The sequence below is a fragment of the Pseudoalteromonas sp. 11L1 genome (genome assembly GCF_055397545.1).
Genome location: NZ_AP041142.1, coordinates 484850 through 501500, shown reverse-complemented (window position 1 = coordinate 501500; position 16651 = coordinate 484850). Strand labels below are relative to the sequence as shown.

The following is a 16651-nucleotide window of genomic DNA, read 5'->3' as shown; positions in this document are numbered from 1 at the left end:
AACTTAAATAAAACTTAAGGTAAGTTAATTTTTTTAAAAATTGGCTATCACGGTTTTATTACGGCCCGTTTCCTTCGCGTGATAGAGCGCTTTGTCAGCGCATTTATATACTTGATCGATATCATCGCTATGCTGTGGCCAAGTAGCGATACCAATAGATACATTTATATAGCCTACTTTTGCCATTGATGTGGTGGCTACTTGGTTACGTAAACGCTCAGCGATAACAAACGCACTATCATTATTTTCGTTAGGTAATACCAGTAAAAACTCTTCTCCACCAGTGCGTGACACAATATCATGCTTGCGCGATAACGATTGTATAATACGAGTAAGGGTTTTTAGTACTTCATCACCCGTATCATGGCCAAATGTATCATTAACCTGTTTAAAGAAGTCGATATCAATTTCAAGCACTGCAAACGGGATCTGCTTATCCATTAGGTTTTCAAGCAATATGTTTAAGCCCCGCCTATTATGCGCGCCAGTTAGCGGATCGGTAAGTGCATCTTGACGTAATTGTCCCATTTGCGATTGCAAAACATGAATCCCTTCTAACATCGCGTGTTTAAGCTGGTTACTTTCGAAGTACCAAGACTTAATACTTTTAAGATGATCTACGTTTTTCTTATCGGTCGATAAATTAGCGCTATCGGCTAACAGTCTTAATGGCTTAGCAATATAGTGAGCTAGCATAGCAATTAATAAAAAAGTAATGATTACTATGGGCAACATTCGCTTAAGCACCTGCCCTTGAAAAGTATCAAGCGTAGCAAGGGTTGCCGCTTCACTTCGCTGGGCAACAATCCCCCAATTAGCAAGTCCTACGTGGGAAAACCCGGCCAGCATAGCCACTCCTTGGCTATTTATAACTCGAGTGAATCCATCTTCACCTTGCAAAACTCGCTCTATAACTGGGTTATTAAATACTTGCTTGCCAATGCGCTTAGAATCAGGGTGATAAAGTAAGGTTTTATTATCAGCGACCACATAAAAGTACGCCCCGCCATCGTAACTATGTTGTTTTAACAAAGCATTTAAAATACTCTGCTGCTCTAAATAGAAGCTACCGCCAATATAACCATAATAATTCCCTGCCAGATCAAACAGAGGATAGGAGACAACAATAATTAAATTATTAGCCAGCGAAATATAAGGCAGACTAACCTGCGGCTGCTGCGATTTAAGAGCCTGCTTAGAATGGACTGAATTAACCGTTTTATTAATAATATTTAAAGACACAGGTGAGGCTGCTTTAACAACACCTTGCATGTTAATTGCCACCGAATTAAAGCTATGCGTCTGATTTAAAAGCCGGTCGGTTTCAGCTTGGAGTAACTCAGTGTTGGTAATATCTTCAGCAATAATACTGGCTGAAAACTCAAGTTGCTGCATTGCTGCTGTTAAAAAGTGCTCAGTTGCTGAGGCTAACTTACTGGCAAATACATGATTACTTTGCAGGGTATCTTCTATTACCCGTTCTTTTTGGACTTGATAACTAATATATAAACCACTAAACAAAATAGCAGCTGCAGCGGGCATAGCTAACAAAAGAATTAATTGCCTAAGTTTAAAAGTAAATGGTAATCGAAAACGCAACTTAATATCATCCTAAGCAAATAAAAACGACTGCTATGCACTGCATACATCATTAATATAATACATAAATAGAACTAAGTGACCTAATTTTTGTGATTTTAAGGATGATTAAATCATACGATTTATATTTGCTGGGTTTTGCAGTTAAGCTCAATAATAGTTAAGCTGCATGCACTTTATTTTTATTTAGCCTTGAGGTGTGTGTTGCTAAATAAGTACTTGTTATCGTCTTCTCTTTTTTTAATCGGATGTTTCATGCCAATAAAATCTTCTTTTGCCGATTCTGCGCTGTCACTTAAGCAGCAACTAGGGCAAAAGCTTATGCTCGATTTACGCTATTTTTGTCAGCAAGGCAGTAGCCAACGCTGCAGAACGCCATTAACTGAATTGCCCGATGAATTAGCAAAAGCAATTAGTCGTTATGATATTGGCGGGGTGATTTTATTTTCTGAAAACACCCAAAACATAGAACAAATTATTAACCTTAATCAGCAGCTACAACAAGCTGCATCTAAATCTAAGTCAGGCCTACCACTGTTTATTTCTATTGACCAAGAAGGCGGACGCGTAGCTCGTTTACCTCGCGATGTGGCCACCTCATTTACCGGTAATATGTCAATTGGCGCAACTTACCCTGAGCACGGTACGTATTTCGCAACCCAAACGGCAAATATACTGGCCACTGAACTCTCAGTGCTTGGCATTAATGTAAATTATGCGCCAACGGTTGATGTAAATATGAACCCTGACAATCCAGTTATTAATGTACGCTCTTTTAGTGAAAGCCCTGATGAAGTTGCGGCAATGGGTGCAGCACAAGTTATTGAGTTTGAAAAAAACGGTATAATTAGCGCTATAAAACACTTTCCAGGACATGGCGATACCAATGTAGATAGCCATACAGGCTTACCTAAAGTGATGCATTCAAAAGAAGTCATTTACGCTCAAGATTTAGCGCCGTTTAAACAGATTATTGAGCAGCATAGTCCTGGGATGATAATGACCGCGCATATTCAATACCCTGAGCTTGATAGCAGTACATTAACCAATGTAGACGGTAAGCAAATGATTAAACCCGCGACCATGTCGCGTAAAATCATGACCGATATCCTTCGCGATGAACTGAACTATCAAGGCGTAGTGGTAACCGATGCACTGGATATGGCTGGTATTAGCCATTTTTTCAGCCCTACACAAGCAGTTGTAAACACTTTTGCAGCTGGAGTTGATATTGCGCTAATGCCAATAGAAATTAGAACGCCTGAGGATATAAATAAACTCGATGCGCTCATTGACTCTTTAGTCAGTGCTGTTAAAACAGAGCAACTAGACGCAGACGAAATTGCCCATTCGACGCAGCGAATTACCTCACTTAAACATCAATTTAAATTAAACGCTTTACCTAACCCCATTAATGCATTGGCAAATGCCAAACACATTATTGGTAATAAAGCACATCGTGAATTAGAAGCATCTCTGGCATTAGCGGCAATTACCCAAATAAGAAATAACAATAATACTTTGCCGCTTAAACTTGGCGCTGATAAGCATATTCATATTATTATGCCTGACACCCGCAAGTGCATGGCAATGCAACAAGCAATTAGTGCGTTAAGTTCACAACCACTCAGTTTTAGTTGCAGCAGCTTACAGGGCTTTGATCCAGGTGAAGCGCAGCGCAACATAAACCAAGCAAGTATTGTTATTGCTGGCAATGCAACGCCGAACCAAAGTGCAGTGGAAATTGGCGGTATGGATGACTTAGCCGATAACCCAAACTTTGCCTTAAATAACGCAGAGCAACCTAAAGCGCTTGAGTCATTACTAAAAATGGCTAAACAACACACTCCCACGGTATTTATTAGTTTACGTGCACCGTATGACATTGCGCAATTTGGTCACTATGCTGATGCAGTGCTTGCTTCCTATGCTTATAATATTGATGTGGATAAAAACGAGCTGGTGTCTGGGCCTGCCTTTACTGCACTGGCGAAAGTATTATTAGGCCAAGCTCCAGTCAAAGGCCAATTACCGGTAACAATTAAACAATCTAAGAGCCATTAATATGAAACTTAATTGTGATTTAGGCGAGAGCTTTGGCGCATGGCAAATGGGCCTTGATAACGATGTTATGCCCCATATTGATATGGCAAATATTGCTTGTGGCTTTCATGCAGGTGATTCGAGTGTAATCGCGCATACCCTAAAGCTGGCTAAACAACATAATGTTATGATTGGCGCTCACCCAAGCTACCCCGATAAACAAGGATTTGGTAGGCGTTCAATGAGCATGAGCGTGGCTGAGCTCACTCAATGTTTGCACTATCAAATAGCCGCCCTTGATGGCATGGCAAAAGTACAAGGGCTAACCCTTAGCTATGTAAAACCCCATGGTGCGTTATATAACGACATGATGACAAACCAGCAACTACTCACCACTGTTATGGGTGCAGTTGCCAGTTACCCTGCAAACTTAAAGTTAATGATACTCGCCACAGCCGATGCCAAGCTACATCAAACAATGGCTCGCCACCTTGGGCTCACACTGATATTAGAAGCGTTCGCAGACAGGCAGTACACTGACCAAGGGCACTTAGTATCACGAAATATAGCCGGCAGTGTGCATAACAAAGACGCATTATTAGCTCAGGTTAAGCAGCTTTTAGCCAGTAACAGTGTGACTACTCAATCTGGAAAATCGTTGAAACTGGTTGCTGACAGCATTTGTGTGCATGGCGATAATCCCCAAGGCATTGCAATTATTGAAGAGATAAAAGCGCTTTGTTCAACCAATAACTAAAGCCGTACACAGATTAAGCTGTAAACCCCCTTTACAGCCTTTGTAACCTCATTGAATTAATGCTCATAGAGTTAATTATGGGCTTCATCGCATTGTGCTGTTAATTTAATAATCCCTCACTTATAACTGTACATAAGTTAACAACAGGGATTAATGATGAAACAGTTTTTAGCACTTAGTTTTATATTTAGCGCAAGCCATTTTGCCAGCGCAAACGACAATACACACACATTGCAACTTCAAGATATATTCAACTTAGAATATGCCAACCAAATAGATATTACTGACGACGGTAAAACAGTGTATTTTGTCCGCAACCGCATGGATATTAAAACCGATCGCAAAGTCGGTAATATTTGGTCTGTTGATTACAACACTGAACAACTACAGCCCTTAACATCAGGTGTATTTATGGACTACTCGCCTGTGTTGTCACCCGATGGACAGCGCCTTGCATTTATCTCTAACAGAGATGGCAGTAATCAAATATACATGAAGTGGCTAAAAACGGGTGCTGTGGCAAAAATTAGTAATCTTACTAATGCACCTCGCTCAATCACCTGGTCACCTAATTCTAAACAACTGGTGTTTAGTATGTTTGTTCCTGAAATAAGCTCACCACCTGTCAGTTTACCAGGTAAACCTAAAGGCGCTAGCTGGGCAGACCCTGCTAAATTTATTGACGATGTTTACTACCGTGCAGATGGCAGAGGCTATAGTCAAAAAGGATTTAATCAGCTATTTACTCTTAATGCGAATGGCGGCAATGCACAACAACTCACTAACGATAACTTTGATTATAATGGCGGTGTAAGCTTTAGTAAAAACGGCGAATTACTTTATTTCTCAGCCAATAGACACGCTGAAAATGCACTCAAGCCAACCAATAGTGAAGTGTACCAGCTTAATTTAAACACGTTAGAGATCATCGCACTGACCGACCGTAATGGACCAGATCAACAACCTCAGGTCTCACCTAACGGTCAGTACCTTGCTTATACTGGCTACGATGACAAGCGCACTAACTATGAAAATACTCAGCTTTATATTCGTGATTTAAAAACCGGTGATACCCAAAGTCTGACTAGCGATTTCGATCGCAGCGTTGGCCAAATACAATGGAGCGCAAATTCAAAAGGCCTCTATTTTAGCTATGCCGATGAAGGCCAAACCGCACTCGCTTATCAACCGCGAAGTGGTAAACGTAAGGTGATTACCGAACAAATAGGTAGCGTGGCGTTTGGCCGCCCTTATTCTGGTGGTGATTTTGATATTAGTGAAAATGGTGACATTGCGTTTACACTGGCTGATACCCAGCGCCCTGCTGATGTAGCTACAATAAAAAGAGGTACAGTAAAGCGTTTAACCGATTTAAACTCAGATGCACTACAAACTAAACAGCTCGCCAAGGTTGAAGAGTTATGGTTAAAATCAAGCCATGATGAGTTGCCAATACAAGCCTGGGTTGCTTACCCGCCGGGTTTTGATAAATCAAAAAAATACCCACTGGTGCTTGAAATTCACGGTGGCCCTGTTGCTAACTATGGCCCTCACTTTAGTGCCGAAGTACAACTATTTGCCGCTAAAGGAAATGTCGTTTTATACATGAATCCTCGAGGCAGTGACTCGTACGGTAAAGAGTTTGCACAAACCATTCACCATAATTATCCAAGCAATGATTACGATGATTTAATGACAGGTGTTGACGCGCTAATTGATAAAGGTTTTATTGATGAGTCTAAGCTGTTCGTTACCGGTGGCTCTGGCGGTGGTGTATTAACCGCATGGATTGTAGGCCATACAGATCGCTTTGCTGCAGCTGTTGTTGCTAAGCCTGTGATTAATTGGATCAGCTTTGTACTAACTGCCGACTTCTATCCATTTTTTGCCGATTATTGGTTTCCGGGCAAACCTTGGGACCATATTGAGCATTACATGAAGCGCTCACCAATCAGTTATGTTGGCAATGTTAAAACCCCAACCATGTTACTGACTGGTGAAGCAGACTACCGTACGCCAATTTCAGAAACAGAGCAGTTTTATCAAGCCTTAAAATTACAAGGGGTTGATACCGCGATGGTCCGCATTCCAAACGCTTCACATGGTATAACTGCCCGTCCATCAAATTTAATGACCAAAGTGGCTTACATTCAATGGTGGTTTGATAAGCATTCGAAGTAAAACGTAGAGTTATGAGTGACGAGCTATATAAGCTCGTTGCTCGAAGCTCACAAATGTAAACCCCCTTTACAGCAATAATGTGAGTAATCCCTTACATACTTAAGCTAAATATCGGACTTAGCTTCAAATTGAGTTGGTAAAAATTCGGTTTATACTAACTCAGCTCCTCTGAGTTAGTAAAAATTCGGTTTGAGTCACTGTTTATAAGCCCTCAGTTAGTAAAAAAATGTTTTATAAGCAGCAACAGTTAGTAAAAAATCGGTTTATTACCTTCCAAACCCCGGTTAAAAATCTTTAAATTAAGCGTTTAAGTGACCAAATTAAGGATTAGAAAGGCAAATCGACCCTTTATAATGAAGATAATGGCTGTTTTTAACCTGGTTAGTTAAAACCTGATCTGCTTTTTAAGTAGCTAGTTAAATCGTGATCTGTATACGGCAAAAAACGGTTAATTTATTGTGCTTACACGTGTCAAAGCGTAATCAACATAAAGCCCTCCCAGCCGAGCATAAACATCCTTTAAAATTATTTATACTTTTAAGCTGCACTGCAGTGAAAACTCTCACTAGCCAAATAGCTAGTAAAATACTGATCTATTAAATTTTGCTTTTATGCAGGCATAAAAAAAGGGCCTTGCGGCCCTTAAGTAACACTATCTAGTAGAATTAGAATTGGTTCATGGTGTTAGCTTCACCACCGGCTTTAAGTGCATTCTCTCCAGAGAAGTACTCTTTGTGCGTATCGCCAATGTTAGAGCCTGCAAGGTCTTGATGCTTAACTGACGCTTGCTCACGACGGATTTCTTGACGTTGTACGTCACGTACATAAGCCAGCATACCTAAGTCACCGAAGTAACCTTCTGATAGAATATCTGTGCTTAGTGCCGCTGTATGGTACGTTGGCAATGTGATTAGATGATGGAAAATACCTGCTTCACGTGCGCCATCGCGTTGGAAGTTTTGTACTAATAAGTCAGCGGCTGCTGCAAGCTCTGTTGCATCCATTTCTGGAGCCATAAGCGCTTTGTTGTCATCAATACTTGGGTAAGCGCTAAGGTCACGACCTGCTTCTTGCCACTCTTGGTATACTTGCTCACGGAACTTAAGCGTCCAGTTGAACGACGGTGAGTTGTTGTATACTAATTTAGCATCTGGAACTTGTTCTTTAACGCGATTTACCAGCTCTGCAATTTGTTTTACGTGTGGTTTTTCTGTTTCAATCCACAGTAAATCAGCGCCTGACTGTAAGCTAGTTACACAATCTAGTACTACGCGGTCTTTCTCAGTGCCTTCGCGGAACTGGTATAAACCGTTATCTAGGCGTGTAGGCTTACAAAGTTGGCCATTAAGCTTCATTGCCGTTTCGCCTTCATTTAAATCATCAACACTGTTTACCGGTGTTGTTTCTAAAAATGCATTGTATTGGCTTGCTAAGTCACCTGGTTTTTGTGAAACCGGTACTTTTTGCGTTAGGCTTGCACCTAGAGAATCGGTACGCGCAACGATAATACCGTTATCAATACCTAGCTCTAGAAACGCGTAACGTACTGCATTAATTTTAGCTAAAAAATCTTCATGAGGAACGGTAACTTTACCTGCTTGGTGACCACATTGCTTGGCGTCTGATACTTGGTTTTCGATTTGGATAGCACAAGCACCGGCTTCAATCATCTTTTTAGCAAGTAGATAAGTCGCTTCTTCGTTACCAAAACCTGCATCAATATCAGCAATGATTGGTACAACGTGCGTTTCAAAGTTATCAATTTTATTAAGCACGGCTTGAACGTCGCCGCCGTTTGCTTTTGCATCGTCTAGCTCGTTAAATAAATGGTCAAGTTCACGTGCATCAGCTTGCTTTAAGAAGGTGTAGATTTCTTCGATAAGTGCTGGTACTGATGTTTTTTCGTGCATGCTTTGATCTGGAAGTGGGCCAAACTCAGAGCGAAGCGCTGCAACCATCCAACCGCTTAGATATACGTAACTGCGTTTAGTTGTTTTTTGGTGACGTTTGATTGCCATCATCATTTGTTGCGCAGTAAAACCATGCCAACAACCTAAAGACTGTGTGTACTGGCTTGTGTCTTTGTCGTATGCAGCCATGTCTTCACGCATAATGTCAGCAGTAAATTGTGCAATATCAACACCAGAGCGAAAACGATTTTGTAAACGCATGCGAGTTGCGTATTCAGGATTAATAGTTTTCCATGCACTGCCTTGTGATTGGCATAGTGTTGCTAGTGTATCTGTTTCGCCTTGATATGTTGTCATAATAAAGTCCTTCGAACGGGTATTAATATTTATTGTTGAGAGAGTGACTACATTGCGTTAGCTCTGTAGCGCTTAATTAAACATTAGGCTTATTTTTTAGATTTAGTAAATTTATAGTTGTTATTACGGCTATACATATAGTGAATGGCCAAAAAGCACTCAAAGCGACTTTTTTGCGATATGGTAAGTGTACGCACATAAAAAGTGCACTCTGTCGGACCGTTTAAGGATTTTAATTATGAGCCACACTCTCACCCACTCTGGACTCAGCGTTGATAAGCAACTAGCTGAATTTGTTAAAAAACAACTATTACCAGGTACTCATCTAGACGAACACCAGTTTTGGAAAAGCTTTGCCCACATAGTGCAAACACTTACTCCGCTGAACAAGTCACTACTCGCTAAACGAGAACAATTACAAAAGCAGATTGATGACTACCATGTTGCTAATAAAAACGTTGATCAAGCCCAGTACCAAGCCTTTTTAAAAGACATTGGTTATTTAGTTGATGAACCTGAAAACTTTAATATTGAAACCCAAAATGTAGAACCAGAAATAGCGTTGACTGCAGGGCCACAGTTAGTAGTTCCAGTTAGTAATGCCCGCTTTGCTTTAAATGCTGCCAATGCACGCTGGGGTTCACTATACGATGCACTATACGGTACAGACGTACTCAGTGAGGAAGATGGTGCAGAGAAAGGGACTCAATACAACCCAGTGCGCGGCTTTAAAGTAATGGCCTACGCCAGACAATTTTTAGATAAGGCGCTACCCCTTGAAAATGGCTCGCACATCGAAAGTACTAATTATTCAATCGTGGATGGCGCACTTGCAATTACATTACGCGACAGCTCGCACACTACACTTAAAAACCCTGAACAACTCGTTGGCTATCAAGGTGAGGCACAAAACCCAAGTGTTATTTTACTTAAAAACAATGGATTACATGTTGAGCTGCAAATAGACCACCATCACCCTATTGGCCAAGCAGATAAAGCTGGGCTAAAAGATGTGGTACTTGAAGCAGCGCTGACCACCATTATGGACTGTGAAGACTCAGTTGCCGCAGTTGATGCCGAAGATAAAGTGCAAGTTTACAAAAACTGGTTGGGCCTAATGCAGGGCAACTTGGTTGAAACGTTTAGAAAAGGCGACAAAATGGTCGACCGTACGTTACAAGCCGATCGCCAATATACAGGCCTTGATGGCCAAAAACTGACCCTAAAAGGGCGCAGTATGATGTTTGTGCGTAACGTTGGGCATTTAATGACAAACCCTGCTATTACCGATGTAAGTGGTAATGATGTGTTTGAAGGAATTATGGATGCCATGTTCACCGCAACAGCCGCACTGCACGATTTAAACACTAAAAATGCCATTCAAAACTCAACCGCGCAAAGTATTAATATTGTAAAGCCAAAAATGCATGGCCCTGATGAAGTAGCATTTGCTAACACTTTATTTGGCATGGTTGAAGAGGCGCTGAGCTTGCCTAAAAACACCCTAAAAATGGGTATTATGGACGAAGAGCGTCGTACATCTGCTAACTTAAAAGCCTGTATTCATGCTGCTAAAGAGCGTGTTGTATTTATTAACACCGGCTTTTTAGACCGCACCGGTGATGAAATTCATACCTCTATGCAAGCGGGTGTGGTACTGCCTAAAGCCGCTATTAAAGCACAGCCTTGGATCAGCGCTTATGAAGATCGTAACGTTGATATTGGCCTAGCCTGTGGCTTAAGCCACAAAGCGCAAATTGGTAAAGGTATGTGGGCAATGCCCGATAAAATGGCGATGATGATGGAGCAAAAAATAGCGCACCCTCAATCAGGCGCAAATACCGCTTGGGTGCCCTCTCCTACTGCCGCTACATTACACGCAATGCATTATCATGATGTGGATGTATTTAGCCTGCAGCAAAGCATTGCTACACGTCAAAAAGCAAGCCTAGAAAGCTTATTAACACCCCCGCTAATGGCAAACCCAGAAACGCTGTCAAAAGAAGATATTCAAAGTGAGCTTGAAAATAACGCGCAAGGTATTTTAGGTTACGTTGTACGTTGGATTGATCAAGGAATAGGCTGTTCTAAAGTGCCTGACATTAACCATATTGGCTTAATGGAAGATAGAGCCACTCTACGTATCTCAAGCCAGCATATCGCCAACTGGCTGCATCATGGCGTGTGCAGTAAAGAGCTAGTACAAAAAGTGATGGCAAAAATGGCTAAGGTTGTTGATGGCCAAAATGAACATGACAGCCTTTACATTCCCATTGCAACTAATGAGCAAACACTGGCTAAAAGTGTTGCCTACCAAGCGGCTTTGGCACTAGTATTTGAAGGCGTTAGCCAACCTAGCGGTTATACTGAGCCGCTACTGCATAGCTACCGCTTAAAATATAAAGCACAGCACTAACTTAAAACTTAACCTAAAAACAAAAAAATCAGCTTTAATAGGGTCTGTTGACCTTTCAAGGTTAAATTTGCAGCAGTCTGTTTGGTATTTAGGCAAGGCAGAGCCTATGTGGTGTGGTTATTCCCCATAAATAGGTGATAACGCAGCATCAATGCCAAACAGGCGCTGCCCTTCGGGTTCTGCCTAGGGGCGATTTACTCTTTGTTGCTCGGTTTTGACTTAGCCCACTAGGTTACAAACCTCGCGCCGCGATTAAACCGCCCCTAGTTTGAGCAAATTTTAATCCGCAAAGGTCAACAGACCCTAAGCTGATTTTTTATAACGGGTGTGAATAATCACTATTCACTAGTTTTTAAATCATTACGAATTAATTCTTAATAGTCGCGTTGTGATAAACATTTTGTACGTCATCGCAATCTTCAAGCATATTGATAAATTTATCAAAGTTGGCAATCGTTTCTTCATCAGTAATTTCAACATGTACTTGCGGTACAAAGGTAATTTCATCAACTTCAAAGTTAATGCCTTCAAATGCTTCTTCTAATGCCGTTTTAGCTTTAAAGTACTCAGTATGCGGTGCAAACACCGACACCTTGCCATCTTCGGCTTCTACATCAGTCACATCAACGTCAGCCATCATCAGCGCTTCTAACACGACTTCATCGTCGTCGCCTGCAAACCCTAAAACAGCTAGGTGATCAAACATATGAGCAACACAACCAGGTGTGCCTATTTTCGAATCTGTTTTAGTAAACGGTAAGCGCACATCTTTAATTGTACGATTAGGGTTGTCAGTTAAACAATCAACAATCACCATACAATTACCTGGGCCGTAGCCTTCGTACCGTGCAGTTGAGTAATCTTCCCCTGCCCCACCGGCTGCTTTTTCTATTGCTTTTTCGATTACGTGCGCGGGAACTTGGTCTTTTTTGGCTTTTTCAATTAAGCGGCGCAATGTTTGATTTACATCGGGGTCGGGTTCACCACTTTTGGCTGCAACGTAAATTTCTTTACCGTACTTCGAATTTACTTTAGTTTTCGCGTTGGCTGTTTTAGCCATCGAACTTTTGCGGACTTCAAATGCTCTGCCCATCTTGTGCCTCTATTGAATACGTTCTGTTTTTGATATTTTACCAATTCAAAGCGTATTGGGCTAGTGGTTCAACATGCTATGCTGTGCAAAAGCAGTTGAGTATTAATTTAAATAATACCCGTTATGCTATTAGCGAAATCAAATAAAGCGCAATTTAACATAATTAGGGGCTGTTAACCTTTGCGGATTGCTATTTGTTCAAACTAGGGGCTATTTAATAGCGGCGCAAGGTTTGTAACCTAGTGGACTAAGTCAAAACCGAGCAAAGCTTCCGCGTCCTGCTCACGCCCCTTACCTACATCCATGTAGGCAACAAAGAGTAAATCGCCCCTAGGCAGCGCCTGTTTGGCATTGCTGCTGCGTTATCGCCTATTTATGGGGAGTAACCACACCACATAGGCTCTGCCTTGCCTAAATACCAAACAGACTGCTGCAAATTCAACCTTAAAAGGTCAACAGACCCCAATCTTTTCAGCGTAACTTTCAACTAACGACACTAATTCATCAAACCCATGAATAACAAAGTCGGCTTGCTCAGCATACGCGGGGGTTAAATCGGGGGCATATAAACAGGCTCGCATTTTTGCATTATGGGCCGCTTGTATGTCATATAAATAATCACCAACGTAAATAACATTATCAACTGGCATTGCCCATTGGCTTGCAATCGTTAGTAAGGCACTTGGATCGGGTTTAGCAGGAGCGTCGGTTCGGGTGAGTACCGTTTCGATTGGCAACGGATTATGCTGAAGTTTCAATGAAGCCGCTTTATCAAAATTACGCGTTACAATAGCCATGGGGATATTCTTTGCTTGCAGAGCATTGACAGCTTCAACAACACCAGGTAAAAAACTCGCGTTTTGTGCGTCAAGTAGCTCATGCTGATGCACTATATTCATTGCTTCTTCACGCATGTAGGGCGAGGGTAATTGTTCTATATACTCGAGTAGGTCTTGATCTGCTGGGCAACCTACTTGTGCCTTAATTAATGAAAAGTTTAATTCTGATGATACTAAGGTTCCGTCTAAATCAAAAATAACACCTTTGATTGCCTCAATTTGCGTTTTCATTTCATTCCTTGTGCTAACTAGTTTGCGGATTTGCTTTACATTAAAAATGTATATCAATTGACAATTACAAAAAACTTAATCCATTACGCTCTCAGTATAGCTCATTTGATACACATTAGTTCGGTTTGTATGATTCTGTTATGTTGGTTTTACGATGAAGTAAGTTAACGCGATCAGCTAACCTAACAGTATAAAAATGCGCACCTAAGAAAAGATGCGCAGTGGGTTAGTTAGTTTCAAATCGTGCTTCAAGCCATGTATCGTCTTGACTAAAGTTTAATGTTTTTACTTTTCCTCGCCCCTCAACATTTACCATATTGACTTGCGCAGGCCATAAATCGCGCAGTGCGCCATTACTCATTCTAATGCCTTCAATCTCATCGGGGATCGTGGCTTCTTGGTATACCCAAAAGAACTTACCATCCACTTGTGCACCTACATAATTAAGCGTAAGTGGTTCACCCTCTAAGGTTTGCAAAGCAACATGAGACTCAACATATTTAGCAAAGCGTTTTTGGTCACGCTTGTTATCAATAATATCCACCTTGCCTTTAAATAAACTGCCAACAGCATGCTCTGTGTCATGTAAGTAGAAACGATGCATCAATTCAATATTGTGCGTGCGCTGATTAAATAACATCGTTGTAACAGATGATTTTAATTGATGCGCCATACTCGGCGCAGCAATTAAAAAGCAAACAATAATAAGCAAAAATCGCATTATTATTGATCCTCGTCGTTATTTTTTTCGTCTTTTGGCTCGTCTTTTTTCAGCTCAGTTTTAATATCTTGCATGATATCGCGGCTTACTTTTGCCTTACTCTTTTCACGTTTGTACACTTCAATACGTGAAGGAATAATACGACGAGGGTAGTGATTATTTTCTACATTCACATCTGCCGTTTCCCAGCCTGGATCGACCGTTACTGATGTCAGCGGTTTGTTTTTGTCGGTAATAATCAGCTTTTGTACATTTTTGTGGTTACGACGCCAAATTTCTGCGGGAATGTAACGCTCTTCTTTAGTGCCATCTTCATAAGTTAGCTCTAAAAGAATCGGCATCACTAGGCCGCCTAAATTTGAAAACTCCATAACATAGTAGTTTTTGTCTTCTTCTAGTGCGCGATCGAGTGTTTTTCGCTCCCACGGTTTTAAACCTTTTAAAAATTTGTTGTACGAATTACGTTCTTTATTGGTAACCGTAAAGCGATCGTTTTCGTCATAAAAATCGGTTACATCTGGATTTTTCTCAACCCAGGTTTTTTTACCTTCAGCGCGATTACGCTCAACAAATAATGAACTTGGCTTATTCGCTTCAATATCACGTAAACGCTTAAAGTCGATATCAGGGTTTTTGGTGTCTAACCGTAATTGATATACTTTATCAAGCGAGATATCAACATGGTCTGTGGTGTAAAACCAACCACGCCAGAACCAATCTAAATCAACGCCTGACGCTTCTTCCATAGTACGGAAAAAATCAGCTGGAGTAGGGCGCTTATATTTCCAGCGCTGTGCATACTCTTTAAACGCAAAATCAAATAATTCACGACCTAAAATAACTTCACGTAAAATATTTAATGCTGCAGCTGGTTTAGTGTAGGCATTAGGCCCTAAACGAAGCACACTGTCTGATTGCGTCATAATAGGCACTTGAGTTTCAGACTTCATGTACGCCACAATATCACGTGGCTCAACACCCCAAGGAATGGTTGGATCCCATTCACGCCCAGCAACACCATCTAAAAAGCTATTTAAACCTTCATCCATCCAGGTCCACTGACGCTCATCTGAGTTTACAATCATAGGGAAATATATATGCCCCACTTCGTGGATAACAACCCCGATTAAAAAGCGCTTTTCTGCTTGAGAATAAGTACGCGTGCCATCGTCTTGTAAATCTGTACGTGGACCATTAAAAGTGATCATTGGGTATTCCATACCCCCTACAGGACCATTGACTGACTGTGCAGTTGGGTACGGGTAATCAAATGAGTATTTTGAATATACTTCCATGGTATGTACCACAGATTCAGTTGAATATTTCTTCCATAAATCGCCACCTTCTTTAGGGAAAAACGACATAGCCATAACCAGTGGTTGCTCATTCCCCCCTTGTTGGTAACCTTTAGCATCCCACATAAATTTACGTGACGACGCCCATGCAAAATCACGAACATTTTCAGCTTTAAAATGCCACGTTTTTGTTTTGTCTGTACCGGCTTTTTCGTTTTCGAGCGCTTCTTCTTCAGTAACTACAAATACAGGACGTTTTGCTGTTTCAGCTTTTTTTAAACGCTTGCGCTGAGTACTGGTTAAAACTGAGCTAGGGTTATCAAGCTTACCGGTTGCCGATACAATATGATCTGCAGGAACCGTAATTTCAACGTCGTAGTCGCCAAATTCCAAGGTGAATTCACCGCTACCTAGAAATGGTTTGTTGGTCCATGCTTCGTAATCAGTATACGCAGCTAAACGAGGGAACCACTGTGCCACTAGGAAAATATCGTTACCGTCTTCTTCAAAGTGTTCATAACCTGCACGTGCACCTACCGCATCTTCTTCAACCAAGTTAAACGCGAAGTCCATACTAAACTCAACATATTTACCCGGTTTAAGTGGCGTGTTTAAGTCTATACGCATTAAAGTATCAACAACCGTTACGCGAAGCGCTTTACCATCTTCATCTTTAACATTGCTAATGGTGTAACCCAGCTCATTGTCGTTCATAAACTGCTGACGACGTAAATCACCTAAGCTTAGTTTAGCAGGCTTGGCATCCGGTTCGTTCTGCAGGGTACTTTTAAAAGTTTGCGTGGTTTCTGCAATCGAGTCATTTTTAAAAATGTTTTGATCAAGCTGTAGCCATAAATATTTAAGCGTATGGGGTGAGTTATTTTTATATTCAATTGTTTGACTCCCCGTTAAACGACGCTTTTGCTCATCAAGCTTTACATCAATATCGTAATCAACCCGTTGTTGCCAGTAATTTTCTGCCGGTGCACCTGCGGCACTTCGGTAAACATTAGGGGTAGGCAAAGCTTCATCTAGTTGACGAAACTTATCAACATAGCTGCCTTTAGTCTGTTCAACAGATGAGGCCATCACAGAGCTCGCCATTGCCAAAGGCAATACAAACGCACTCAATGTAAATAAATTTTTCTTCATTGTTAATCCTGATCGATTTTAGTGACGCTACTGTGACAAATTTACAGCTAAGCTTCA

General features: G+C 41.2%; 10 protein-coding genes. 4 read left to right on the top strand and 6 right to left on the bottom strand.

All coding sequences use genetic code 11. The annotated features are described in order from the left end of the window. Window positions 1-33: 33 nt before the first annotated feature. Complete coding sequence (locus ACZ5WS_RS17945) at window positions 34-1542, bottom strand: sensor domain-containing diguanylate cyclase (RefSeq protein WP_442960230.1); 1509 nt, start codon at window positions 1540-1542, stop codon at window positions 34-36. Between the two features lie 312 nt (window positions 1543-1854). Between ACZ5WS_RS17945 and ACZ5WS_RS17940 the strand changes: the two genes are divergently transcribed. The 3 genes from ACZ5WS_RS17940 (at window position 1855) to ACZ5WS_RS17930 (ending at window position 6580) form a co-directional block, all read left to right on the top strand. Next, on the top strand, window positions 1855-3663 hold the full coding sequence (locus ACZ5WS_RS17940) for a glycoside hydrolase family 3 protein (RefSeq protein ID WP_464711651.1): 1809 nt from the start codon (window positions 1855-1857) through the stop codon (window positions 3661-3663). 1 nt (window position 3664) lies between these two features. Next, on the top strand, window positions 3665-4399 hold the full coding sequence (locus ACZ5WS_RS17935; protein ID WP_464711650.1) for a 5-oxoprolinase subunit PxpA: 735 nt from the start codon (window positions 3665-3667) through the stop codon (window positions 4397-4399). Window positions 4400-4555: 156 nt separating this feature from the next. After that, a complete protein-coding gene (locus tag ACZ5WS_RS17930; protein WP_464711648.1) occupies window positions 4556-6580 on the top strand; it encodes a S9 family peptidase in 2025 nt (674 codons plus the stop codon). 665 nt (window positions 6581-7245) lie between these two features. Here the strand turns inward: ACZ5WS_RS17930 and ACZ5WS_RS17925 are convergent. Then, window positions 7246-8847 (bottom strand): isocitrate lyase, encoded by a 1602-nt coding sequence (locus ACZ5WS_RS17925; protein WP_010388704.1) that lies wholly within the window; start codon window positions 8845-8847, stop codon window positions 7246-7248. A gap of 238 nt (window positions 8848-9085) precedes the next feature. Between ACZ5WS_RS17925 and ACZ5WS_RS17920 the strand changes: the two genes are divergently transcribed. Beyond that, window positions 9086-11263 (top strand): malate synthase G, encoded by a 2178-nt coding sequence (locus ACZ5WS_RS17920; RefSeq protein WP_464711646.1) that lies wholly within the window; start codon window positions 9086-9088, stop codon window positions 11261-11263. A 367-nt stretch (window positions 11264-11630) separates the two neighbouring features. Here the strand turns inward: ACZ5WS_RS17920 and ACZ5WS_RS17915 are convergent, their stop codons facing one another. The 4 genes from ACZ5WS_RS17915 to ACZ5WS_RS17900 form a co-directional block, all read right to left on the bottom strand. Next, on the bottom strand, window positions 11631-12356 hold the full coding sequence (locus ACZ5WS_RS17915) for a YebC/PmpR family DNA-binding transcriptional regulator (protein ID WP_464711644.1): 726 nt from the start codon (window positions 12354-12356) through the stop codon (window positions 11631-11633). 452 nt (window positions 12357-12808) lie between these two features. Further along, window positions 12809-13426, bottom strand: coding sequence for an HAD family hydrolase (locus ACZ5WS_RS17910; RefSeq protein ID WP_138606455.1), 618 nt, complete (start codon window positions 13424-13426; stop codon window positions 12809-12811). A 226-nt stretch (window positions 13427-13652) separates the two neighbouring features. Then, window positions 13653-14147: a DUF6702 family protein gene (locus ACZ5WS_RS17905; protein WP_138606453.1), complete on the bottom strand. Its 495-nt coding sequence runs from the start codon at window positions 14145-14147 to the stop codon at window positions 13653-13655. 2 nt (window positions 14148-14149) lie between these two features. Beyond that, entirely contained in the window at window positions 14150-16594 is a 2445-nt protein-coding gene (locus ACZ5WS_RS17900; protein ID WP_464711642.1) for a M1 family metallopeptidase, read from the bottom strand. Window positions 16595-16651: the final 57 nt, after the last annotated feature.

Bases quoted from the DNA above. Each gene is read 5' to 3' on its own strand.
- ACZ5WS_RS17945 (WP_442960230.1), bottom strand. From the start codon at position 1,542: ATGCCCGCTGCAGCTGCTATTTTGTTTAGTGGTTTATATATTAGTTAT.
- ACZ5WS_RS17940 (WP_464711651.1), top strand. From the start codon at position 1,855: ATGCCAATAAAATCTTCTTTTGCCGATTCTGCGCTGTCACTTAAGCAG.
- ACZ5WS_RS17935 (WP_464711650.1), top strand. From the start codon at position 3,665: ATGAAACTTAATTGTGATTTAGGCGAGAGCTTTGGCGCATGGCAAATG.
- ACZ5WS_RS17930 (WP_464711648.1), top strand. From the start codon at position 4,556: ATGAAACAGTTTTTAGCACTTAGTTTTATATTTAGCGCAAGCCATTTT.
- ACZ5WS_RS17925 (WP_010388704.1), bottom strand. From the start codon at position 8,847: ATGACAACATATCAAGGCGAAACAGATACACTAGCAACACTATGCCAA.
- ACZ5WS_RS17920 (WP_464711646.1), top strand. From the start codon at position 9,086: ATGAGCCACACTCTCACCCACTCTGGACTCAGCGTTGATAAGCAACTA.
- ACZ5WS_RS17915 (WP_464711644.1), bottom strand. From the start codon at position 12,356: ATGGGCAGAGCATTTGAAGTCCGCAAAAGTTCGATGGCTAAAACAGCC.
- ACZ5WS_RS17910 (WP_138606455.1), bottom strand. From the start codon at position 13,426: ATGAAAACGCAAATTGAGGCAATCAAAGGTGTTATTTTTGATTTAGAC.
- ACZ5WS_RS17905 (WP_138606453.1), bottom strand. From the start codon at position 14,147: ATGCGATTTTTGCTTATTATTGTTTGCTTTTTAATTGCTGCGCCGAGT.
- ACZ5WS_RS17900 (WP_464711642.1), bottom strand. From the start codon at position 16,594: ATGAAGAAAAATTTATTTACATTGAGTGCGTTTGTATTGCCTTTGGCA.